Origin of the sequence: Paenibacillus sp. FSL R5-0517 (genome assembly GCF_037974355.1) — a bacterium.
In the GTDB taxonomy this organism is placed as follows: Bacteria; Bacillota; Bacilli; order Paenibacillales; family Paenibacillaceae; genus Paenibacillus.
In genome coordinates this window covers 1,786,416-1,808,226 of record NZ_CP150235.1, presented here as the reverse complement: position 1 = coordinate 1,808,226, position 21,811 = coordinate 1,786,416, and the positions used below count along the sequence as shown (strand labels likewise).

Annotated in this window: 34 protein-coding genes and 1 pseudogene; 1 reads left to right on the top strand and 34 read right to left on the bottom strand. The window is 42.7% G+C overall.

What is annotated here, in order from left to right; translation table 11 throughout:
• The first annotated feature begins 163 nt into the window (after positions 1–163).
• A complete protein-coding gene (locus MKX40_RS08110; RefSeq protein ID WP_339240680.1) occupies positions 164–1,324 on the top strand; it encodes a glycosyltransferase family 1 protein in 1,161 nt (386 codons plus the stop codon).
• Between the two features lie 111 nt (positions 1,325–1,435).
• On the opposite strand, the gene MKX40_RS08105 is transcribed toward MKX40_RS08110, so the two are convergent.
• The 34 genes and pseudogenes from MKX40_RS08105 to MKX40_RS07940 form a co-directional block, all read right to left on the bottom strand.
• Positions 1,436–2,104 (bottom strand): DUF3298 domain-containing protein, encoded by a 669-nt coding sequence (locus MKX40_RS08105; protein ID WP_339240678.1) that lies wholly within the window; start codon positions 2,102–2,104, stop codon positions 1,436–1,438.
• The gene (locus MKX40_RS08100; protein ID WP_339240676.1) at positions 2,094–2,618 is read right to left on the bottom strand and encodes an NUDIX domain-containing protein; all 525 of its coding nucleotides are present in this window, start codon (positions 2,616–2,618) and stop codon (positions 2,094–2,096) included. The genes MKX40_RS08105 and MKX40_RS08100 overlap by 11 nt, the downstream gene beginning before the upstream one ends.
• A 68-nt stretch (positions 2,619–2,686) precedes the next feature.
• Positions 2,687–3,349, bottom strand: coding sequence for an HAD family hydrolase (locus tag MKX40_RS08095; protein WP_339240674.1), 663 nt, complete (start codon positions 3,347–3,349; stop codon positions 2,687–2,689).
• A 35-nt stretch (positions 3,350–3,384) separates the two neighbouring features.
• Positions 3,385–3,555 carry a YHYH domain-containing protein gene (locus MKX40_RS08090; protein WP_339240672.1) on the bottom strand — a complete coding sequence of 57 codons (171 nt, stop codon included), beginning with the start codon at positions 3,553–3,555 and terminating at the stop codon, positions 3,385–3,387.
• Positions 3,556–3,666: 111 nt separating this feature from the next.
• Positions 3,667–4,443, bottom strand: coding sequence for a Cof-type HAD-IIB family hydrolase (locus MKX40_RS08085; protein ID WP_339240671.1), 777 nt, complete (start codon positions 4,441–4,443; stop codon positions 3,667–3,669).
• Positions 4,444–4,518: 75 nt separating this feature from the next.
• A complete protein-coding gene (locus MKX40_RS08080) occupies positions 4,519–6,087 on the bottom strand; it encodes a PH domain-containing protein (RefSeq protein WP_339240669.1) in 1,569 nt (522 codons plus the stop codon).
• On the bottom strand, positions 6,084–6,581 hold the full coding sequence (locus MKX40_RS08075) for a PH domain-containing protein (protein ID WP_339240668.1): 498 nt from the start codon (positions 6,579–6,581) through the stop codon (positions 6,084–6,086). The genes MKX40_RS08080 and MKX40_RS08075 overlap by 4 nt, the downstream gene beginning before the upstream one ends.
• Positions 6,582–6,723: 142 nt before the next feature.
• The gene (locus tag MKX40_RS08070; RefSeq protein ID WP_339240667.1) at positions 6,724–7,302 is read right to left on the bottom strand and encodes a GNAT family N-acetyltransferase; all 579 of its coding nucleotides are present in this window, start codon (positions 7,300–7,302) and stop codon (positions 6,724–6,726) included.
• Between the two features lie 27 nt (positions 7,303–7,329).
• Positions 7,330–7,752: a hypothetical protein gene (locus tag MKX40_RS08065; RefSeq protein ID WP_339240666.1), complete on the bottom strand. Its 423-nt coding sequence runs from the start codon at positions 7,750–7,752 to the stop codon at positions 7,330–7,332.
• A gap of 96 nt (positions 7,753–7,848) precedes the next feature.
• Positions 7,849–8,523 carry a zinc dependent phospholipase C family protein gene (locus tag MKX40_RS08060; protein WP_339240664.1) on the bottom strand — a complete coding sequence of 225 codons (675 nt, stop codon included), beginning with the start codon at positions 8,521–8,523 and terminating at the stop codon, positions 7,849–7,851.
• A gap of 135 nt (positions 8,524–8,658) precedes the next feature.
• The gene (locus tag MKX40_RS08055; protein ID WP_339240663.1) at positions 8,659–9,438 is read right to left on the bottom strand and encodes a hypothetical protein; all 780 of its coding nucleotides are present in this window, start codon (positions 9,436–9,438) and stop codon (positions 8,659–8,661) included.
• A 107-nt stretch (positions 9,439–9,545) separates the two neighbouring features.
• The gene (locus MKX40_RS08050; RefSeq protein ID WP_181155325.1) at positions 9,546–9,689 is read right to left on the bottom strand and encodes a hypothetical protein; all 144 of its coding nucleotides are present in this window, start codon (positions 9,687–9,689) and stop codon (positions 9,546–9,548) included.
• A gap of 179 nt (positions 9,690–9,868) precedes the next feature.
• Positions 9,869–10,201 (bottom strand): annotated as a pseudogene (locus MKX40_RS08045) (HIT domain-containing protein).
• A 39-nt stretch (positions 10,202–10,240) separates the two neighbouring features.
• The gene (locus MKX40_RS08040; RefSeq protein WP_339240662.1) at positions 10,241–10,831 is read right to left on the bottom strand and encodes an HD domain-containing protein; all 591 of its coding nucleotides are present in this window, start codon (positions 10,829–10,831) and stop codon (positions 10,241–10,243) included.
• A gap of 24 nt (positions 10,832–10,855) precedes the next feature.
• Positions 10,856–11,749 carry a PhzF family phenazine biosynthesis protein gene (locus MKX40_RS08035; RefSeq protein WP_339240661.1) on the bottom strand — a complete coding sequence of 298 codons (894 nt, stop codon included), beginning with the start codon at positions 11,747–11,749 and terminating at the stop codon, positions 10,856–10,858.
• The gene (locus MKX40_RS08030; protein WP_339240659.1) at positions 11,742–12,407 is read right to left on the bottom strand and encodes a Type 1 glutamine amidotransferase-like domain-containing protein; all 666 of its coding nucleotides are present in this window, start codon (positions 12,405–12,407) and stop codon (positions 11,742–11,744) included. Before MKX40_RS08030 ends, MKX40_RS08035 begins: the two co-directional genes overlap by 8 nt.
• Positions 12,408–12,427: 20 nt before the next feature.
• Entirely contained in the window at positions 12,428–12,970 is a 543-nt protein-coding gene (locus MKX40_RS08025; protein WP_339240658.1) for a GNAT family protein, read from the bottom strand.
• A 41-nt stretch (positions 12,971–13,011) separates the two neighbouring features.
• The gene (locus tag MKX40_RS08020; RefSeq protein WP_339240657.1) at positions 13,012–13,386 is read right to left on the bottom strand and encodes a hypothetical protein; all 375 of its coding nucleotides are present in this window, start codon (positions 13,384–13,386) and stop codon (positions 13,012–13,014) included.
• A 16-nt stretch (positions 13,387–13,402) separates the two neighbouring features.
• The gene (locus MKX40_RS08015; protein ID WP_339240656.1) at positions 13,403–13,927 is read right to left on the bottom strand and encodes a GNAT family N-acetyltransferase; all 525 of its coding nucleotides are present in this window, start codon (positions 13,925–13,927) and stop codon (positions 13,403–13,405) included.
• 21 nt (positions 13,928–13,948) lie between these two features.
• A complete protein-coding gene (locus tag MKX40_RS08010; protein WP_339240655.1) occupies positions 13,949–14,515 on the bottom strand; it encodes a phosphoglycerate mutase family protein in 567 nt (188 codons plus the stop codon).
• A gap of 53 nt (positions 14,516–14,568) precedes the next feature.
• Positions 14,569–14,754: a hypothetical protein gene (locus MKX40_RS08005; RefSeq protein ID WP_339240653.1), complete on the bottom strand. Its 186-nt coding sequence runs from the start codon at positions 14,752–14,754 to the stop codon at positions 14,569–14,571.
• A gap of 372 nt (positions 14,755–15,126) precedes the next feature.
• Positions 15,127–15,378, bottom strand: coding sequence for a hypothetical protein (locus tag MKX40_RS08000; protein ID WP_339240652.1), 252 nt, complete (start codon positions 15,376–15,378; stop codon positions 15,127–15,129).
• Positions 15,379–15,420: 42 nt separating this feature from the next.
• Positions 15,421–16,263: an adenylyl-sulfate kinase gene (locus tag MKX40_RS07995; RefSeq protein WP_339240651.1), complete on the bottom strand. Its 843-nt coding sequence runs from the start codon at positions 16,261–16,263 to the stop codon at positions 15,421–15,423.
• Positions 16,264–16,328: 65 nt separating this feature from the next.
• Positions 16,329–16,838 (bottom strand): hypothetical protein, encoded by a 510-nt coding sequence (locus tag MKX40_RS07990; RefSeq protein ID WP_339240650.1) that lies wholly within the window; start codon positions 16,836–16,838, stop codon positions 16,329–16,331.
• A gap of 239 nt (positions 16,839–17,077) precedes the next feature.
• Positions 17,078–17,425 (bottom strand): hypothetical protein, encoded by a 348-nt coding sequence (locus tag MKX40_RS07985; RefSeq protein WP_339240649.1) that lies wholly within the window; start codon positions 17,423–17,425, stop codon positions 17,078–17,080.
• Positions 17,415–17,822, bottom strand: a complete 408-nt coding sequence (locus tag MKX40_RS07980; RefSeq protein WP_339240647.1) for a hypothetical protein — start codon at positions 17,820–17,822, stop codon at positions 17,415–17,417. Before MKX40_RS07980 ends, MKX40_RS07985 begins: the two co-directional genes overlap by 11 nt.
• A gap of 40 nt (positions 17,823–17,862) precedes the next feature.
• Entirely contained in the window at positions 17,863–18,261 is a 399-nt protein-coding gene (locus tag MKX40_RS07975) for a hypothetical protein (RefSeq protein WP_339240646.1), read from the bottom strand.
• A gap of 15 nt (positions 18,262–18,276) precedes the next feature.
• Positions 18,277–18,687 (bottom strand): hypothetical protein, encoded by a 411-nt coding sequence (locus tag MKX40_RS07970; RefSeq protein ID WP_339240644.1) that lies wholly within the window; start codon positions 18,685–18,687, stop codon positions 18,277–18,279.
• Positions 18,684–19,130 (bottom strand): LytTR family DNA-binding domain-containing protein, encoded by a 447-nt coding sequence (locus MKX40_RS07965; protein ID WP_339240643.1) that lies wholly within the window; start codon positions 19,128–19,130, stop codon positions 18,684–18,686. Before MKX40_RS07965 ends, MKX40_RS07970 begins: the two co-directional genes overlap by 4 nt.
• Before the next feature lie 209 nt (positions 19,131–19,339).
• A complete protein-coding gene (locus MKX40_RS07960) occupies positions 19,340–19,840 on the bottom strand; it encodes a hypothetical protein (protein ID WP_339240642.1) in 501 nt (166 codons plus the stop codon).
• 25 nt (positions 19,841–19,865) lie between these two features.
• Positions 19,866–20,369: a DUF4188 domain-containing protein gene (locus MKX40_RS07955; protein WP_339240641.1), complete on the bottom strand. Its 504-nt coding sequence runs from the start codon at positions 20,367–20,369 to the stop codon at positions 19,866–19,868.
• Position 20,370: 1 nt separating this feature from the next.
• Entirely contained in the window at positions 20,371–20,772 is a 402-nt protein-coding gene (locus MKX40_RS07950; RefSeq protein ID WP_339240640.1) for a hypothetical protein, read from the bottom strand.
• A gap of 55 nt (positions 20,773–20,827) precedes the next feature.
• Positions 20,828–21,139, bottom strand: a complete 312-nt coding sequence (locus MKX40_RS07945; RefSeq protein WP_339240639.1) for a hypothetical protein — start codon at positions 21,137–21,139, stop codon at positions 20,828–20,830.
• A 17-nt stretch (positions 21,140–21,156) separates the two neighbouring features.
• Complete coding sequence (locus MKX40_RS07940; RefSeq protein WP_339240637.1) at positions 21,157–21,792, bottom strand: hypothetical protein; 636 nt, start codon at positions 21,790–21,792, stop codon at positions 21,157–21,159.
• Positions 21,793–21,811: the final 19 nt, after the last annotated feature.

The following is a 21,811-nucleotide window of genomic DNA, read 5'->3' as shown; positions in this document are numbered from 1 at the left end:
TATTACATCATAGCAGAATACATTATATAAGTTGAACCTATAGTAGTTAGTATGTCTATCCTGTTATCAAATTTACAGGGAATATCGTCAAGTTAACATGCACTTGACCTCGGGAAAATGTTCCGCTGTTATGATCTTGGCATCACGAGTCATGGGAGGGGTAATGATGCGCCTGGCCTTGTTCACAGACACCTATCTTCCGGAAACCAATGGTGTTGCTGGCACGCTCCACCGCTTGAGTAACCATCTGAACCGCAGAAGAATTGAACATCTGCTGTTTACTCCGAACTCCATCATTGAAGGAAGCCATGAGACTCAAGTCCGATCGGTTGCCAACATCCCTTTTTTTCTGTATCCTGAATGCCGCATTGCACTACCAAACAGAACAGACACTCATAAGCAGCTGCAAACCTTTCAACCCGATCTGCTGCATATCGCCACGCCTTTTAATATGGGGCTGCTTGGCCTGAGGTATGCGCTCAAACATCACCTTCCACATGTTGTCTCCTACCATACCCACTTTGATCGTTACCTCGAATATTACCGGTTGAAAAGTATGATCCCTCTCTATTGGAAATATATCCAATGGTTCCACCGCACCTGTGATGCAACCCTTGCCCCATCTCGGGAAACGATAAACACCCTTCAAGTCCAAGGCATTCAGCGTCTGAAGCTTTGGTCTCGCGGAATTGATTGCAACCTGTACTCCCCTGATAAACGCAGCTCGGATATCCGTGAACGATACCACATCACTGCTCCCCTTATTTTACTCTACGTTGGACGCATTGCCCCGGAAAAAGATATCGCTACGCTCACGACTACGATGCAACAGTTGCCCCAGAAGATGCAGTCCCGTGTACACTGGATTATCGTTGGTGACGGCCCATCTCTTCCCAAAATGCGTCTGCACTCCCCACCAAATGTCACCTTTACAGGTTATATGCACGGGGAAGACCTTGCTGTTATGTATGCTTCGGCGGATCTGTTTGTGTTTCCTTCCGCTACGGAGACATTTGGCAATGTGGTGCTGGAAGCGATGGCTTCAGGGCTTCCTGTGGTGGCGGCCAATGCCGGAGGTGTAAAAGATCTGGTATCCCACCACCGTAATGGAGTATTGTTCGAGCCAGGTCAGGCTGATGCACTGATTCGGGAGATATGTCTCTGGGGAAATCACGTGGACCAATTGAGGATGATGGGACTGGAAGGCAAAAAGCTGGCTGAACAGCGGTCGTGGGAGCATATTTTTGATACATTGATCGTGGATTATGAGGAAGCTATCGAACATCGGAACAGACAAACGAAAGATCGGATTATTACAGCCTGATCTGGTCGTAAAGACTTCATTCGTTAAAGACATATTATGTATTGATATTACGATATTGATATAAAAAGACATGATCTCATTGAACTGGATCATGTCTTTTATTGCATATATCTATTGGTTGAATTTAGTGTATGGGACTTTGATATCTACAAACCCTTTAGCATAGGGTGCAACCTCATAAGGATAGAATCGGATGACAATCCCTTTGTCATACAAAAAGAATTCAGATGTTTGATCAAGCTGAAAATCATAAATATTCTCTTCAAAAATAGAAACTCCAGCATTATACATGGCTAATAGACTGTTGGAGATGGATCTCTCTACCTTCTCCATCTGAATATCATCTTTAACATACTCGCTTAGCTTCAGTTCTTCCCCTGTTCTTAAATCATAGTTATATGATGTTGTCGCATCCATTCCATGTGCTCCGCCAGTGTATACATGATCTTCATATACTACAGACAACTTTTCTTTTGCATTATATTTTACACTGGCCATGGTAGTGTAGAAATAAGCTTTGTTTGATTGCTTTTCTTCTTTGTCCAGGCGAGCTGCTTTCACTGCGTGGAGTTTAAACGTCTTGTTCAACTTATCCGTCACAGATTTCTTTCCACCTGTTAGATGTATGTATGGCTGTCCTTTGTAATATTGGACCTTCGTTTTCACTGTAATCGTGTTGCCTGCCTCTACATGACTACTCGGAAGAATGACAGCAATTAGTACAGTGATCAACAGGTAATTAATCCATCTCCATTTTTTTCTTCCAGTTCTATCTTTCAATATTATTGGCAACCCCCTTGGGCTCAAATGATTTCGCTTCCTGCATTCTGTTCCATATGACCTGTGGAGTGCCCTTTAAGTCTGTTCCGCTCTGAACGTTGCCAATCCAGATGTCTTCTGCTCCCGGCTGTTGTAAATAGTGCCTAAGCGTCGCTTTGACCAGAATAGACGCATGTAAATCCAGTACCTCATCTTGCGGTATCCAGAATAACTCTCCTTCATCGGAAGGTACAAATTGTCGATGCTTCGTCTCTCCAAAATAGACAAACTGCTGCCAAATCTCACCACCGCTAACCTCTAACAGAATAGTTCGAAGTCGAAAGTGTTCAATATCCTCTGGCTTGAATCCGGTCTCTTCTTCAATCTCCCGATAGCTGGCAGTCATGGGTGCGTTCAGTTCCCCTTGCTCCAGATGCCCGCCTATACCGCCCCAAAATTCAAAATCAAACAATCTGCTGCCTGCCTTCTTCATCATCAGCATGTCTGAGCCATTGCTCAAAAACGCTGTAGCCATCTGTCTAATCTCCATATGTACCTCGCTTTCGAAACTGTGATATTAGATTTTACTTATCTAACTGTCCTCTAAAGCAATTCCTTTAGCTCACTTAGATGTTCAATCGTATGTAAAGGACTAATCGTGATGCTGTCCTGCCAAGGTTGGTTGACCTTCATCCAGATGGTGCTCATGCCTACGCTTGCTGCACCTTGAATATCGTTCACCGGATGATCGCCAATGTAGATGCACTGCTCCGGAGTTAGACCGAAATGATCAAGTGCAAGTTGAAAGATGCGTGGATCAGGCTTTTTGACTCCTGCCTCTTCTGAAACAATAATATGGTCGTAGTCATCCCGGATACCGAGTTGATCGATTTTCCCATACTGAATATCAGTCTGCCCATTGGTAATTAACCCGGTTTGATATTTCCCCCGCAGATGCTGAACGACTTCTCGCGCCTGTTCCATTAGAACTGAACTTCGTACATACTCTCTGCCGTAGAACTCCATCAGTTCTGCATGTGGCGGATGCTCTGCCCATGGCAATTCATGCAACAATTCGTTGAACAGGAGGGGTTTGTCCTTATAACCATCCTGGTCTAGTTCAATAATTCGCTTGCTTATCTCTTCAGTTGACTCAAGGTGACCAAAATAAGTGTTCATTAAACGTTGCGTGAATCCGTCAAAAGTCATCGTTCTGTTTAGAATTGTATTGTCCAAATCAAAAATAACGGCTTTAATATGATTCATTCCTCTTCCCCCTGTTCAAGAATGTAAAGCAGTGCTTATTTTTTCTTTTTATGATAGTGATAACCCTTGCACAGACCCTTTTGCTTGGATTTGGCTGAACAGTTATGTCCACCGTTCTTATCCAGTCTGCCTGGATGAGCATAAGCGGAAGAAGATACACCAACAAGTACAACAAGAGACAGAATTACAATAACAACCTTTTTCATAAGTCACCCTTCGATAAACACCCTATGCTTTAGGGCTTAATACGTGCTATATCATTCTACATGAAAACCCACAATTGGGATATCCTTCATCTTTATTTTATGTGAGAATCCTCATATAACCTTAAATTGCTCCAGCGCATGGGTAACGCCATCTTCACTTGCTCGCAGGGTGACATAATCGGCGCTTTGTTTAATCCGTTCTCCGCCATTTCCCATCGCAATTCCGATTCCCGCATACGTTAGCAGATCCACATCATTCTCCCCATCGCCAAAGGCCATTGTATCCTCTCTGGATATCTTCAGGTAATTGAGGACTTTCTCTGCGGCTATCGATTTGCTGACTTCGCTTGCTTCCAGCACATTTACTACATACGGATGGAATCTCACGAATCGTAAAGAAGGAAATCTGGATTGGAATTTCTCCGTCTCCGCTTCATCCGCATATAAGCAGATGCAATATACGTCCTGTTCCAACGTGCTGATTTTCTCCGGGGAAACCATGAGTCCAAGCGTATCTCTTAAGGCATCAGTAACACGACCATCTGCTGTACACAACCCGTTCGTCTCAAATGATTCTGTAAAATATGAAATACTGTGCCCCTGCAACTCGGCAAACTCACTGAATGCTCTTACCATCTGTGCAGAAAGTACAGACTTATGTATCACTTCATTACCTGCTTTGATCAATGCCCCATTAGCCGAAATGATCGTCTCGATTCCGAGATTTCTGAATTCTTCGCATAGATTATAGGGTCTACCTGTTACAAGTACGACTTGAACGCCTTTACGAATCAATTCCCGGATCGACTCTGCTGTACGCGGTGACAAACTCCGATCTATTTCGCTCAGCAATGTACCATCCACATCAAAGAACACAGCTTTCATCAAAATATCCTTCCTCCTCTATTAAAAGAGCAAGTACAGAATAACCTGATGCGGTCTTCCTGCACTTGCTCTTGCGATTTACCGGGTCTGAACATCTTGGGTACGTCCCATGTACCATAATTGAAATGATTCCGCCGTATCTAGGGGAATGTCATGTGCATGATGATGCAGGACAGGTTTGGCACGGTTTACCGTGTGAATGGAAGCAACACCGAACCAGCGCTGTAACACGTTACGGGTGATCTGTACTTCGATGACTTTCTCGCGTTTGGAGATAAAGAGTGTTGAAGTGAGCGCCCCAGTACGAAGTTGAATGAAATTTTGATGTAAAGTGTATCTGGTATGGAAAAATTCCATCACTCTGCTTGTTGCAATCCACACGAGCAGAATCGCCGAAATCATCCACCAGGCATGCTTCTGCCCAAAAACAAATGGTTTGAAATACCACAATACACCTGTAATCATGATCCATCCCCAGCTTGGTTTGAGCAGACGTAGCCATAGTGATATTCTCGGAAGTTTTTCCATCTCCTGCGTCACCTGATAGGATGGTAGTATCTCTTCAATCATGGTATAGGCTTGCTTCACCGGCAAGAAGGGATAGAGCGAGTTTACCTCCTGCTCGGATTCCCCCAGACTACCTGCAGTGGTCAGTTCTACTTCCGCTAGTCCAAGCAACCTTTTCATCGGAGACTGTGTAATTTTCACAGCCTGAACTCGTTCTTTCAAGATTGAAAATGACGTTTGTTCCATCATGCCCTTCGAGATATAGATCCGCTTGGCATCCGAGGTGATCTGAAAGTTTCCATACTTCACAAAGGTTCTGACAATCCCCAGAGCGATGGATATGACCAATAAAACCAAAATCATCAAACCGGCAATCCACCAGGAATCAAGCCATGTTAAGAATAAACTTTCCGTTACTTCTTCATCGGGGAAGAAATCTTTCACCCAGGAATAAAGTGTACCCAGGACTGGAATCAATACGAGAAAGCTGAGCGAGGTAAACGACGCTTTGATTATATCCTTGCGGGTCGAATGATAATGAACAACCCGTTCTTGTTTCTCTTTTGCAGGCAGAGACATGGCTTGATCGGTTATAACAGAGTGGGATTTTGCTTCTCCCTCTTCCATATCTTTAACTGCATCCAACGGTTCATGTTCCTCTGTTGCTTCTACCGTTTCTGCTTCTGCATCTTCTGTCATATAACCCGCCACAATCTTCTCCAACTGTTCTGCTTCGGAAAGTGAAACAACATGTAACTGAAAGGTAGCATCTTCTCCCTTAATCCCTGTCTCAAATCGGATCGATGTCACGTTGAGCAGACGATGAAACAGAGTCGTGTGGCGATTCACATTTTGCACTTTGGTATATGGTATCGTTCTTCGGGTGCGGTTAAACACACCACTATAGATGTGAAAGGCCTTATCGTCTGCAGTATAACGAGAAGTAAACCACTTCCAGATGATTGACACGATGCCGATGGAGATACCTGCATAAAAGGCGATCCTACCATAGAAAAGCCATTGGGACTCTGAGCCCTGACGGAAAACAAACAAAAAAAGGATGATGGCAAACGAATTCTTCACCAGTTTCCACAGACTCCACAGTATGGTTAATGGATGATGTCGCTTCATATCGATCATTCATCCACCTCATTAATCCGTGCATAGGACGCAATCTGATGACGGAGCGCAAGCGCGACTTCCTCAGGCAATGCCGGGATTTCATGCGATGACCCCATCGTGCCAACCGATACGGAATAGAGTCCATATTTTCGCATCAAAGGTCCCTGATTTGTTGTAACCGATTGTATCTTAGCCATAGGGATGATCTGATGTACCTTGGTTAGCGCCCCACGCTTCAATTGCAGAAACTCCTCATTCACATCATAGTACCAATGCTTATATAACCATGCAGGCTGGATGAAAATATCCCACGCCGCATAGAGCACGGATATGGCCGTAACCCCCCACAGGATCCAACCGACCCACGTCTTCCATCCATAGATGGAGTCGAGTATTAACAGTACGGCAAGGATCAGGAAACCTATGACATTCCATAGGATGGCGCTAATTCTCCATAGATTTACCGCATGAGGGGAGAGCCGTTGCTCGGGTATCTTCCATTGGATTGACATATGTTCACTCCTTTTTCCTTCGGCTACATAAAAACACACATAATACACTGTACGAATAATCGTCTACCATCGATGCAGAAAGATTCACTTAGTAAAAGAGATGACCCCTGTAAAGTACAGGTCGTCATCTCTTTATTTGTAATCAAAAGCGGGCTTTTTGAACACCCTCTATAAAATCCTGTACGTTACACAGCCAAACCATATGATCTGTTCCTTCACCCCAATAGTTCTTCACTACGACATAGGGTTCACCGAATTTGCGTTGCCACTTCTTCTGTGCGATTTGATAGCCGCTATCCAGGCAGCATTGTTTGATTCCACGCCGCTGAAGCTCAGTAACCAGTGCGACTATGAGCGCCGAACCAATCCCTTTCCCTTGAACCTCGGGCATCACGTAAAGGCTACCCAGCTCTCCAATATCATTCAGCCTGCCCTCTGTACATTCTCGAATCTCCTCACCACAAGGTCCATACGAGATTGTGCCTACAATGGACTTACCCATTTTGGCCACGAGGAAAAATATATTTGCTTCCTTGTTATGATCTGGCTGCAATGCAGTGTGAATTAATGCTCTCTTATGTGCTATTTCATCCTGGATATCATCCAGTAGCGAGCCTATGCCCTCCTGTTCAAATGCTGCCGGGATCGTTGTCTCGAACACCTGATACGCTCCATCAGCGTCCGATCGTGTCAATGGTTCAATAGTAATTTTGTCATCCACAGGTTCTTCTCCGTTCCATATACCTTCTTAATCTGTACGTCGCTGAATCAGTCTTCTTAGTTGATTCGCATCCTCAAGAGCAATGCTATATCCAGTATGCGTGTCTTCCTCGTTTACTAACAGTCCTTGCATCTTGGGATCCATTCCTAGTGAAAAATCATACCGGGTAACCGAACCATCTGCATTATTAATACTCATCTTGTACTGCGTACCATAATTCAGATTCCCCGGCAAACTTTCAGCTTTATGTATGGCTTCCATCATGATCCGAATCTCGTCAGGTCGATCAAACTCAACATCTTGGCATGGTTCCGAGGCGAGGTTGGGATTACACGTTAAAGTGATTAGTACAGGAAGCCCTTCTTCCGCGTTCGATTCATTCGGTTGACTGCACCCTGCAATGATCGTGGCAATGACGACTACGAGCAACACTCCTACATATCTCACCATACTGCGTGCCCCCCTGACTTCGTGTTAAATACAAGTGATGAACAGAGAAGTAATAAATACAGTTCTAATGACTCAATTGCACTCAACTTGTCATATTCAGTTACGTAACTCCGGGTCCCATGAAGACAACAAAGTGCTCAGTCGCTCTACGGTCTCTTCCACAAATACTTGGATCTTCTCCCCCGTAATGAACTCAGGAGTAATTCCAGGTTCTTCCCCATTCAGAAAAGAAAACGTGTGGTCCCTCCAACGTACAATCTCATCAGCAGTTAAGCGATCCATCATGTCATAACCTGGTGAACTGTTGAGCAGCTGCCACACCTCTTCGCTCCAACTCGAACCTTGATAGAGATTAAAATCGATCTGGTCCGTCTCCTGATAGTATAAACGCGCCAGTTCTTCCTTGGATCTACTCGTACCTATGGATAAGTCTGCCTTGTTGACCCGTTCTACAAATTCAGGATGCACGCTGCGGAACCAGTAATAATCCGTTAGCACATGCATAAAGTACCCCCGCACAAACCACTTCCATCCTTCATCGATGAGTGGTTGCATATAGGATGAGTAGCGTTCGTGGAGCCCTCCAACGTAATCTCCATCATCTTTCGGGTTAAAATGGGTATATTCCTTATCCTCTCTGGTTGTGCCTTCACGCATATGTATGGAATCCGGGGCGATGTTCCCCAGATAGAATGAACTTCGATCAGCCTGCATTTGCAGCGAGTCAGCAATCCGATTAGCAATATTGAGATGAACCATGGGTAGCGGCATAGAGTTGATCTCCTTTTATCGGGAAGTATTCTACATTAATTAAAAAAACGATATGATATACCTACTGGTGGAACGTACAGATCACTGGAATAGTGTGACTCCGCTATGTTTCACCTTTTTACCGTAGATACATGATTAATCCTGTATTCTCTCTGCTTGCATTCGATCAAACAATTGCTCCAGATCCGTATGGTACTCCGGGTGCTCCTTCACAAGCAGACTAATATATTCAGACCCACATTCATAGAACATCAAGCGGTTAAACGGGGCTGTGTCTCCCATATGATTGCTTTCCTGTCCGAATTTTGCCCGAATCAGATTCTCAATATAACGTGCGTAACCCTCGTTCCATTCCAACCAACTCCAGTACTCAGCTTGTTCTTCAGTTAATGAAGTAAACAACGCCTTTCTAGCTGTGTGTACTTGTGTTAGGTCTCTACTCTTCAAAGCAGACAACAATGCGTTAATCCGCTCCACGACGACTGCATCTTCATACGGAAACTCATAATCCAGTTCCCATGTCACACGCTTCAATCGCGTCATTTTATGTTTAATCTGAAGACGGTTGACGATTCGCTCATCATAACTCTCATATACATAGCAATGAACATATTCGTGGAACAAATAGACTTTCTGCTCCAGGTCTTTGAATGCTGCGTCCGTAACAATCGCACACATACGTCCATCCATATGAGGCACTGGCATGGCTGCAAGGCATTCATCTGGAATATATAAATCGTCCGGCACCGTCTTTACCCACTCATATTGCTGCGTCTTGGACGAATAATCATAGATATATAATAAAGCTTCATAGGCGACAACCACTGGATAATGTTCTGCAAACAGAGGATGTAGGCTAACCAAGTTCTTCTGAAGCTCGTTTAACTCGTTAATCTGCTCTAAAAAAGCTTCCATGTCGTGAACCTCTCTTTACTGAAATGATGCGTTAATCATACTAGATTAGGAGAGATAAAACACTGAGAGAAAAATGATAATTCTGTTCGAGTGTGAGATAGTGAACGTTAGAAACGTTCGCCGCGTTTCTCATACAGGTAGATATCCAGTGCCTGAATCCCACGCCGGGCCAGCTTAATAAACAGGATCAGCGCATACACACCGAGTCCATATAACAACACATTAATCAACATTAGAAACATTGTAATCATAATTGTTATTCCTCCTATGAACCTATTAAATTATCACTTCCTATTCTAGCATATTTTCCCTCAGTTAACTTTTATGGTGGATGTAAAGGTTATTCGGGGTGCTTATTGATTCAAAACAAAAAAAATCCTCCACGTCCCTTTATGAAAGGTGGAAGATTTATAAACCGGTCTACCGTTTCCTAAGTTCGTTCACCACTGACTATATGCCAATGCTGATGCTTCGAGTCTTGATAACTGCCCAAGTTAGTTACAATCTTCGATGAGCCTGTCTGAGCTAACATGTCAGCAGCTACCTTTTTAATGACTTGCATCATTTCTAAGAGTAGCTCATCATTATTCTCTTCCTCTTCTGAAATGAAGGACTAAATATGCATCTTGGGAATCACAACAATGTGATGCTTGTAGTATGGCCGAGTGTGATGATAAGCCATAACGTTATTGGTTTCCATGACAACTTTAACTTGCGTTTTACCACTCAGCACCTCATCACAATAAAAGTCCTGCGTCATCATACTCCCCCTTCTTCAAAGTGCGTACGTTAGAGCGTAAACTTATGATTTGGTCAAGATTCCCTGGTCCACAGATTCCTGAATAAGCTGCTGCGCATACTCCCACAATGTCTCGGAACCGTTCGCAATCTCACGGTTTCTGTTTAACACCTGTTCACTTGTAATGTTATATTTCTGCCATGTATCTCCCTCATTCTGATGGTTGTGGATAATAGGCTGCAATCGATCGAGAGATGAGGCAAATTGTGCTTCAGACGTCTGTTTTGCTTCAAACTCTAACCATAAGTGGAGTAGTTCTTCAGCCTGTTCCTTAGGCAACATACCAAACAGTCGATGAGCCGCTTTGAGTTCACGATCATATTTATCCGTATACCCCACTGCATCGTAGGCAAAAGTATCGCCGGCATCGATCTCAACCAGATCATGAACGAGAAGCATCTTAATGACTTTGAGCATATCCACATCCGTGTTGGCATGACTCTGTAAAACCAGCGCCATCATTGCCAGATGCCAAGAATGCTCTGCATCATTTTCAAGTCTCTCATCATGCATAATTCTCGTCTTTCGTTCAATCGTTTTGAGTTTATCAATCTCAATGAGAAATTGAATCTGATCCTGTAATGATTCGCTCATAGCACATCCTCCTTTATGTATAGATTAGGTATCCAATTCAACGTTCAGTTCACGCACAAAAACAGCTGTCCCCTTCATTCTGACATCCATATCCTCTCCATCCCGAATTACGCTCACTTGAACCTTTCCATCTCTTCCAATCTCATGCCCCTGCTCTACCACAAACTGTACCTCATCGATCTCCGGTTTCACATAGGTTAAATAATAAGCACCCATCACCCCGGAGGCTGTTCCAGTCACTGGATCTTCCGTCGTACCTGAGTAAGGTGAAGAGAAATGTCTGGCATGCATCATCGCATCGGAATCACGAGTTTCGAAACAAAAGGGATGCAGGGAAGCTTTGGGATTCTCAATTAAAATTTCTGGGAACAGGGAAGAATCCGGTTTCATTTTCATAAAAGAGTTCAAATCACGAATGGGGATTAACAACGTCCAGGTTCCCGTACTCCCATAAACGATTGGCATAGAATGATCCACTTCATCCAGAGTGAGGTTTATGGCGCTTACCAGCTTCTCGATATCCCCCTGGAACGGTATAAACTGCGGATGATCCTGTTTCATCTCCATGTAAATGATGTTGTCATTTCGCTCAAATCGAATAGGTAGTATGCCTACATTAGTTTCAATCGTGATTAACTCTTGGTCACCCAGCATACCACGTGTCTTTAATCCATACAGGGATGCCATTGTGGCATGTCCACACAGATTAATTTCATGACCCGGCGTAAAATAACGTAATCGGACGTCAGCTACTTCAGATTTCAACACAAATACCGTCTCATTAAAACCAACTTGATAAGCGATCTGCTGCATCTCCGCCTCACTGAAATGATCAGCATCAAAGACCACTCCTGCCGGGTTACCTTGACCAGGAACTGTGGAGAAAGCATCATAATGATAGACCTTAATATTACTCATCAAAAGACCCACTTTCTCTGTAATCTACGAGACACACATTTCCATATAACTCTACGCTTTCACCATCAACTACAAGCCCGCCACCATCTTGGCACGCATATACAGCTGGACGGTTAACACGGGTATACTCTCTTAATGAATCCAAAGCATCTTCCGAACCATCCCAGTGGGGTGCAAATTCAAAATCAACAAAACCCAGTGCTTTCATGTCTTTCAGATCTACATTGTTCTCATCTGCATCTTCCCCATGCCCAGCGATCTCTATCGTAGGTGTAGTAAGAATACTGCCTGCGCTGACCCCAATCAGCATGCCACCACTCTTCACATAGGAACGCAGCAAACCTAGCACATTTCTCTTCTGTAATAGACTTAGAAAATAAAACGTATTTCCGCCGGATAGATGTATCGCATCACACTCGAAAATAGAGCCAAATGTGTTCTCCTCGTACTGCAGATCAAGATCATAATATTGAATGTTGTCTATTCCTATTTGGTTATAGTAACGTCTAGTGTGCTCAAAATACCTTCGCTCCGCGTCGGAACATGATGGTATATAGCCGATGGAAGGCTGTTCACTGTGGAATAAGCTTCGTATTTTCTGATTCAATTTATCGTTAGATTCGAACACCAAATCACTTAGCAGAACCAACGTAGTCATCTGATTTCCTCCCGTATCTATTAGACTGGCTTAAACTCTCTTTCCAAAATTGAGAAGAAATACTGGTCTGTCCACTGTTTGTTCCACCATAGTTCTTCCTGGAAGACGGCCTCCCGTGTCATACCCACATACTGCATCAGTGCTACTGAGCGGACGTTTTGTGAATTACACATGCCGACAACCTTATGAGCTTGTAACTCTTGAAATGCAAAATGTAGCAAAAGTCGGGTAGCTTCACTCCCGTATCCTCTACCTGCGTATTCCGAAAGTACAGCGAATCCAAGTTCCCAGCTTTTTCGGTGATCCACGTAACTCCACATCTGAACGATCCCAATGGGTGTATCCTCTGGATCATTCACGCGCCGTATAACGAAATCATAAGCATACGGGTTCTCATCTGCGACAGCAAAATGGCTGCGAGATTTCTCACGGACCTTTTCCTCATCTGTTTCAACAGTTTCCTCGAAGCTCCATACGCTTGTGTCACATTCAAGTTGACCTATGAAGTTGAGGTCTTGTTCTGTAACTGTAGTTATTTTAATTTTCTGTCCCACGAATTCCATGTGAATTCATCTCCTTAGGATTATGCCACCATTCCCATAGACTACTGCATCAGCCCGTTAATATATCTTCTGTGGCTTGCAGATGCTTCTTGAACCCACAAGTCCAACTCAACTCTACTCACAAAAAATTGATCCTGAACCTTAATGAACGAGAACATTTTCCCATCAAAGAAACCTGATACGGTAAAGCTTCCTTGTTCCGCCTTAATAATACTCATCACCTGTTCTTCAGTCATACTCAGATACTCGGCAGTTTCTTGCATCGTCAATAATACTTTATCGTTTGGTACTACTTGCTCTACTGCCTGAGTGAGTTCACTATTTCTCTCATGAGTGGTTAAAATTATACAGCCAATGATAAAACAGATACCCAAAATGGCACTAGCTAAAAGTATAGAGAACGGAACAGATTTCATTTAAATCCTCCCTTGCTCAAAAGGGGTCTATGTCAGACCCAACATATTTTTTCTGTAAAGTGTAATAGAAGAGATTGTCTACTAACTCAGTGGACTTCAGAAAGTTTAACTTTTCTAACAAGCTCTGCGATTGAATATTTGCCTGCTCCACAGTCGCTTCAATAAAATCAAGATTCATCTCGTTCCAGCCAATTTCGAACATTGCGGTTAAAGCTTCTTGCATCAACCTTTGTCCCCAATAGTCCGGGGATAAGTCAAAGCCAATCTCTGCCTTCGACGGTGAATCCGTATTCCAACAGTGAAACCCCGCTGTACCTATGAATTCGCCATCTAATTTATGGAATAGACCATATCTGCAACCTGAATCTTCAATGTGAAATTGTATGATTTCTTCTGCTTCCTTTACATCGCGGCAAGGCTGAATATCCATAAATCGAGTTACATCCGGTTTAGCAAAATGTTCATACACATCCTGCCGGTCTGCTAAGGTTAATTCTCTGAGGTACAGACGTTCAGTCTCTACATTGGGAAAATGTATCATGACATGATCTCCTTTAAATCGTTAAACGTTTCGGATTGTGTACTGTCCGGCCTCACCAAGAAAATCACTTTTGGTTAACCCTTGTTCTCCGAGTAACATCCTGTAGTTCGATATTGTACCGTCATGTGAAATGACAAACGTGTTGCCCCTCTGTTTCCTGCACCACTCCAGAAGCTGTTCAGCTAATATCTTGAATCGATATGCATCCATCTGATTAATGCTTTCCTTCCAACAATCCAGCCCCAAATCAAGCATTCTTATGTAAGTGTATTGATGGCTGAGTTCTTGCTTGGAATAGATCTGATCGCAGATGAAAGGAACAAACTCCGGATTCTGAGGAAACATTCTTGGGCCAACCAACGGGCTAAACATAAGATTGCCTTTTGGTTCTAGCAGGCGCGCTGTTTCAATAGTACGTTTCGTTGGACTAACCAAGATGGTGTCTTCAGGCGATAAATTCACTTGTTTACGTAACGCTATAACTTGACGTTTTCCCAATTCAGTGAGACCAGGATGCAGGTAATTTAATTGATTAGGATAATCTAACAAGTGTTCACCATGACCATGACGAATAAATGTAATGTCCATAAGCCCTCTATTCCTCAAGCTTCTCAACTAATTATTTTTGTTTTCTTAGATACTCATCTTGCTGACCATCCATCGGACACTCCATCTATAAATCCCATGATGAATGAAAAAATAACGAGTCCGAGCAATAAAATCAAACTGGCTATACCCCATTTAAGCAAAATTTTCCTTTTGCTTTTTGCACCAACCCCTAACAATAAAGCCGTTACAACAATTAATGCTACTTCCAACAAGAGCATGAAAATAAACCTCCGTTATGTATTATGCTGAGCAGTTTTCATATATGTTCTGACCTGTTCTGCAAACCGAACTGCTTCCGCCTCCGTTTCAAAAGATCGTTTCGGAATCACATGTGCACTTGCCTTATTAATGAGAATAAAGAAATATTGTTTTGTCTCATTGAAGCTTTCCAAACATTTCCACTTCTATGAAAAATCAAGTTGTCTAAATAGGATGGCAATAGCCACAGGCAGCACACATACAGCGATCAGCACACCTTTCTCTTACAGTTTAAACATCGCAAATTTGTTCATTTGCCAGTAATCTTCTTCTGTCAGATGAATATGCATCATGTTACTAACTTCCTCCACTCGTTGCAATCTAGTCTGATATTACTCATAAATCTTGCCCATATACAGGATCTGAGCACATCTCTTCCATGGGTCATCCGGCTTCTCGTAATGGCTTAATCCATCTATCGACGCTTGTCCCCACTCCGCTGCCGCTTCCAAAAATGACGCTATTGAATCATTCTGCCATTCATCTGCATGACCTTCTCGATCCTTACTTAATTGTTGTAGGAAAACCATAAAGGTCACTTCATCTTCGACTTCATTTACAAGCTCAAATAACGTTTTTTTCATGTTGTTTTGTTCACCTGCTCTCGATTTCTTAGCTTCGTAAGGTTACTCCAGAATTTTTTCCAGTTTGCGCCTACAAACCTCCAGGTCATAATCCGAGTTATCCAGCCATACCTTATCCATCTGAAGTAAGTCATAGATTTCGGACTCCAGCTTCTTTCTTTCCTGTAAAACTTGTACCGTGCCCTGAACCCCCTGATAACCTTGCGCTTGCCCCAAACCCTGGTTCGTATAATAGTTAATAAAACCTTCTGACCATTCCTTCGGTCTTTCACGAACTGCCTTATCAAAGGTATAGGATATATTCTTCTGGTCGATATAAATGAGAAGCGGATTTAGAGCATGAATGATACGACCCAAATCCAATACATACTGCATATTCTGCTCTTTGGTTTGATTGCATTTTACGAGACCCATGGTAAGTGGATTCTGGATAAAACAGCACTCAAATATCGTGATGTAATCATCATTCGTGCTTAACACGTTTTGGACAAAATCTTGCCACTTCTCGGTGATCATCTTCACATTTTGCTCAAAAGAAATTTCGTAAATATCTCGGCTGAAAATATCCTGTACAATGTGATCGGGGAGCTCTATTCCCCGTTGTTCTCTCATCTTACGATAAGGAATCAGGTATCCTTGATCATGGGCAGTCGCATGACTTTTCAAAATCTCTCTGTATTCTTCATGCGTTTTCAATAAGGACTCGAAGTCTCGAGCATCATAGTAAGCCACACCTTCATAATCAGCAGGGTGATCCAGGTTCCCTTCCTGAAATAGTTGTACCTCCTTGCCCTTTTCTATCAAAATTTCGGATACCATTTGGGCAACTGTTGACTTGCCTGAACCCGGTAATCCTTCAATCAGTATTAATCGCCTTGTCATCATTGCATCACCCTTTATGTTCTGTGAATGTGAAGATATAGATCTTCCATGTGTCAGACATTATGTTATTAATCAATATCTGCAATAACCCATTGCGCAGAATCGCCATCTTCTTTCTTTTTCCAAAACACCATCGTATTGCTATACTCTTCGTCGTTCTCATTTAATTCGTTAACCATCACCACTGCCTGATAGAGCTTCCTTTGCTCCTGTATCGTTATGTCGCTCATGGAAGTAACCTTGCGAATTTTGTATCTCCCCATACCTAATATAGGAGATTCAGGATCAATCAGACTCATATATGCTGCTTCATCCTTTTCGTATAAATAACGCATGCGGGCATTCATCAGTTTGACAATTTCCAATTGGTCTTCGTTATAGTTTGTTTCATCGAGATACTCTGGTGGAGTGTCTTCCTTCTCTTGGGATGTCGATATTTCTTCATTCTGTTGTGTCTCTTTTTCTGTGACATTTAAGGTTGAGGAATCTATTGTTTGCTGCGCATCTTCAGTGTTTGCCTGGTTCTGACAAGCCACCAGAAGCAAAAATAATAATGAAACTAGGATTAACTTTTTCATATTCCGTCCTCCAATCACCAATCGTCTACATAAGAAGACTTCCTATCTATGTAAAATTTTCTCTCAAGGTACATCATAACCCATAATGTGGGATTTGCGAACGAACGAAATTAGCCATTCCAACGTATAAGGCATCTCACGCCAAAAACACGCTTTTCTGCACAAGTTACATCATGCATAGAGCGTGGATATCAGCAGAACTTTTTCCTAACTTTTTTAACTGTCCATAGTGAATCTAACTATCGATTCCATAGCATGTTCATTATGCCGACCGCTTCAATCAGGATTTCTTTTTCTTCATGATCCGAGAAAAGATAACTATACGTTGAAAAGATTCCCATATGGCGTATATGTCCACCTTTGTAATGAAGCCTCTTTTCGTCACCGTCGATTGTCTGCGTAAACGTCCTGCCTTCATTCACATTATACGAAGCATGGATGCCATGTTCACTTGAGAGCCAGGCAACAAAATCCTCTTCGTTTGGATTGGTCATGACTAGAATAACGAGCAGAACAACAAATACAACAATGCCTGTTCTTAGTCCTGTCTTCCTCTTGCTACCATGTTGCGTGTATTCAGGCTTCATCTTGATCACCCATTTCTTGAACAGAAATCTCTACGCTCTTCGCCAAAACCCAACCACTCAATCCATACGAGGATGAGATCACCATGTACTTGTATTTCTCATCGATCAGCCGGTTATGCAATTCGTCATACGAATCATAACTGACAGGCCAGCAGTAGCCCTTTCCCGACTCTAACAATTCGCGATTAGATGGGATAAAATGCCCCAGATCCCACTCATCCAGATCCAGAATAATGCTGCCATGCAGCGGTGTATCAAACGCATGGGCCATTACACCAGAGAATAAGACATCCATATTTTTCGGCACAGCATGACTTGAACGAGTACGCATCCTGATTCTTTCGTTCTCTAAATCTACTTCGTAGCTTAATATGATGTTGTCATGCAAACTTGGCATCCCCCCCCTCCTTCCAATATGTCCGTTAACTCGTTTATCCTCAAACACCGTAATATCGTTTATAGTTCGAGACCCATTCCACTTTGGAGAAATCAACAAAATCATACGGCTCGCACTGTCTAAGGTACAGCAATTCCTTATGTGCCTGTTCCCCGTCCATCTTTTCCAGGTAAAAGAATGTCTCCTCGTACCCTGCACCACATAATAACTGCACATCAAGATAACTGCTCGCATCCTGATTCTTTTGTTTAGCCTGCCAGATCAGCGTGGTGTCCTCTACATTCCCGATACAGAACAACATAATGCACAATAGTTTTAGAACTTCGTTATCCTCTAAGTTTCGATTCTCTATCTCTTGGTGTAGCAGCTGTCGGATGTCCTTCCGGTTAAGCTCATCTGGTTCCAATCCGTACAGCTGCAACAGTTCTTCCTCGTTCATACGTGCACTCCCTGCCTACTTGAGAATGTTATTTAACTCTTCCGCTTTTTTCCTGCTATCTATTCTAGCATAAAAATAAAAAGCGATGATGTGCAGCACGATAGATAATAACCACATACCGGGGAACCAGGGAGCGATGAACTGGAACATATCTACCGAGAATAACCATACCATCGCCATACCTCCAGCAATATTGAATGTGGAAGAAATAACGATATTCCATACCGGTTTTAACGTAAAATGGTTCCACAGTATGTTATACATCACTCCAAACAACACAGCTGCAATGAGAGCAATACCCGCTATGTTCCATAAATAGGACATCTGAATGGGTAGATCACCAAAGAATATGGTTGCCAAGAGTGTGATCCATAGCGTCATCATCGTGAATACTTGAAAAAAAGAATGTCTAAGTTGAGTCATCATGATAATTTCCCCCTAAAGTTTTTAATATAAAATCGACTGACAAAATAACTGGAGAGATCGCTCAGGTCTACCTTAATTCGGGCATGGTCTGTTGCAGAGAATGCGGTGATGTATCGTGTATTGATGATCGTTTGATTATTAATTTTCACAAAATGAACGTCACCCAGATCCTCTTCTACAAATTTCAGACGTTTATTAAGCAAATACCTCTCCCCTGAGATCACCCGGACACAGCACATCCGATCCTCTGATTCAAAGGCAACCACCGAGCTCAATTGGATCTGCATATTGCGATTATTCTTGGCATGGATGACCGTTAATTGAGTTTCTGATTCGCAGATCGCCTGCTGAATACGATCCCACTTCGACTTTTCCTCTGGATGTGTAATGACCTTGGCTACCCTTTTTTCAACTGACGTGTCCTCTTCAAAAATGACTTTCATGTGTTGGCCCTCCTCTCACAACTCATATTACAAGCATAGTTACGACAATCCCACTGTATTGCGTTTTGTTGCAGGATTTTGCAAGTTTGTTGCATCGGCACTGCACAGATACCAAAAAGAACCACTCCATGGGAGCAGTTCTTCTATATACTCATCCGGAGCATTCAAGGCATGAGTTAGTCTTTTCATATAATGGTGCTAGGTTAATGTTAATCGATCTCCAGATACATCTCCTGATTTTGCAGGATCATCTCGTTCATGTGTGTAATAGCTTCTTGTGCCACGGCTTGATAATTAGCATATAATGCTTCTGTTCTCTGAAGTAGGATCGGGTCCTTCTCCAGATCGGTTGGCAGCACCTCACGCCACACTTCATCCACCCAATTGTGTTCCGTAATCAGGCTTTCTATCTGATCCAGTACATTCACCATCTCATCTAAATGAAAAAACCGCATCCCATTTTTAATCCCATTCCAACTCTTGATCTGGGTGATGTTATACGCCGAAAACCAATAAAATTCTGCCAGACTCTTCGTGTGATTGTGATAGGAATAGAACAAAAATAAAGCTTGTTGCCCCTCATGTAACTGTCGGTATATCTCTGTTTTGGCGGCCATATCTCTGCCCCGCACGGAAACAAGCATCGGTTCAATACACAGCCAGCTTAATTGCTTGGAATATATATCTTCTGGCCGAAGTCTAGCCTTCATAACATGCTCCTCTCTATTCACTAATTTAAGGATTCTCTGGTGTATCCACGGCCGGGTCATTCTCTCCGCTCATTCTGCGTCTGGATGTCTCCATCTTGCCTGTCGAAGGCACGTGTTCAGACGCGCTAGCTAATCCGAATTGGGGCATATTGACATATATGGTCTCGAAGGAACCCGACTGAGCTTTATATGTTTCATGATAGATCCCTACTGTTCCATCGGAACCAATGGAGCGGTTGAATCTTTTCCAGGCTTCCAAGTGCAGTCCGCCCCGTGCGTATTTCTCCAATTCATCGTAAGATCGCCAGTATTGAAGTAACGTCACTCCACGCCAGCTTATAAAATACTCTGTACTCAGAAATCCGGTCTCCGGATTCATATACAGCTCTTTAATCATCGGGCCCATAGACTGTAGAACAGGCAGCCATTTATGTATAGCCCACAGACGATTAATCCTCATTCCGATGATAAATACAACAAATTCTCCATCAATTTGAGCTGAATATCTTCCCTTATATATGTTCGGCACGTCACTTCTCCTTCTCGTCCAACATGTACCTGCGTTCAATAAACTTGATCTTACTAGCAATATTAAAAGCTTGGCTTGTCGTCACACCCTCTTTAATTATATGACCCGCACTATCAAATAATCGGACGTTAGACCACATTAATTCTAATGACTTAGCACACTTATCCGCTTCTTTTCGATCTTCATATGACCATTTCACCCGATGCCTAATATGTTGAGGGACCCACTGTGATCTGAATTTCTTTAATTTTTTGTAGGAGATATACTTCTCGATTCTCTTTCCTCCCCTGGCCATACCATATACCAATGGACTTTCAGCCATACCATGACAATATAAAATGTACACCTTCGCACCCGTTCGGAGTTGATTGTCCTTAATAACATTGGCAATTACCGCATACATCTGATCTGACCCCCACTCTCTAAATCTAGTTGATCCTCATATCGTCTGCGAACGTTTATTGGTCCAGATTCTCTGCCATTAAAATTCTTACAATGCTGTTCGCGTTTTTGAATCTCATTTTGTTATTCTTCTGTTGGTAGTCCCACCCTTGTCTTATTGCATATTGAATAAGGTTGGATATCAGTCTGGGTTCATGGACAAATATATCCCATGTATCTTCCCAAGCAACATCGAACTCTACGAATGTGGATTTAAGCGAATTCGAATAAACCCGAATGACGATATCGTATGCTTGTTCATCCACAACGTACAGGAACAGTGTATTATTTACTACAATTTTACGGAGTTGTTTCCTGTATACCTTCAAGTAAATCCCTCCCTTACTTACACACTGCTGCGTAAATCCTTATAAACATCCCATTTCGTATACAATTGTTTTAACGCTAATCCTGTTGTATATATGAACTCTTGCATAGCTTCCATGGATAAAATATTTAAGTCACCCAAGTGTTCGTTGTCAGGGTTAGCTAAAAACTCCAGTTTCTTTCCCCTATACTGATACACCTCAGCTTCCAGCAATCCGCCTAAATCATATGCTTTTCCCACGTTCAGCTCACTTAACCAATCGCTGGCCTTGTCCCAATTCCGTAAAATCAGAAATTCAAGCTTCGTGACATCCTTCGTATACACGTTTCTTCCATTGGGGTGAACTTCATATGCAGGATATATATCGAATGTCCATACGCGGTCCGTATAGATATGGGCGATGTAACCGCACAGATATTGCATGAATTTGGGATCACTATAAGCTAACTTCTTGTTGGACTCAAAAAAAGCTTTAAGTTCTTCATCTGTTGCAAACCTTCCCGCCTCTGGCATGAGGTGGGTTTTTGCCTTTTCGGTACGAAGATTAGTTCTTACATGGATGGAATCAGGAGCTAGGCTTCCCAATAACAATTCAGAGGGTGGCTTGGATATCAATTCCGATGCAATTGCAAAATGGACCATAGGCCAAGGCAATGTAAAAGCTCCTTTCTCT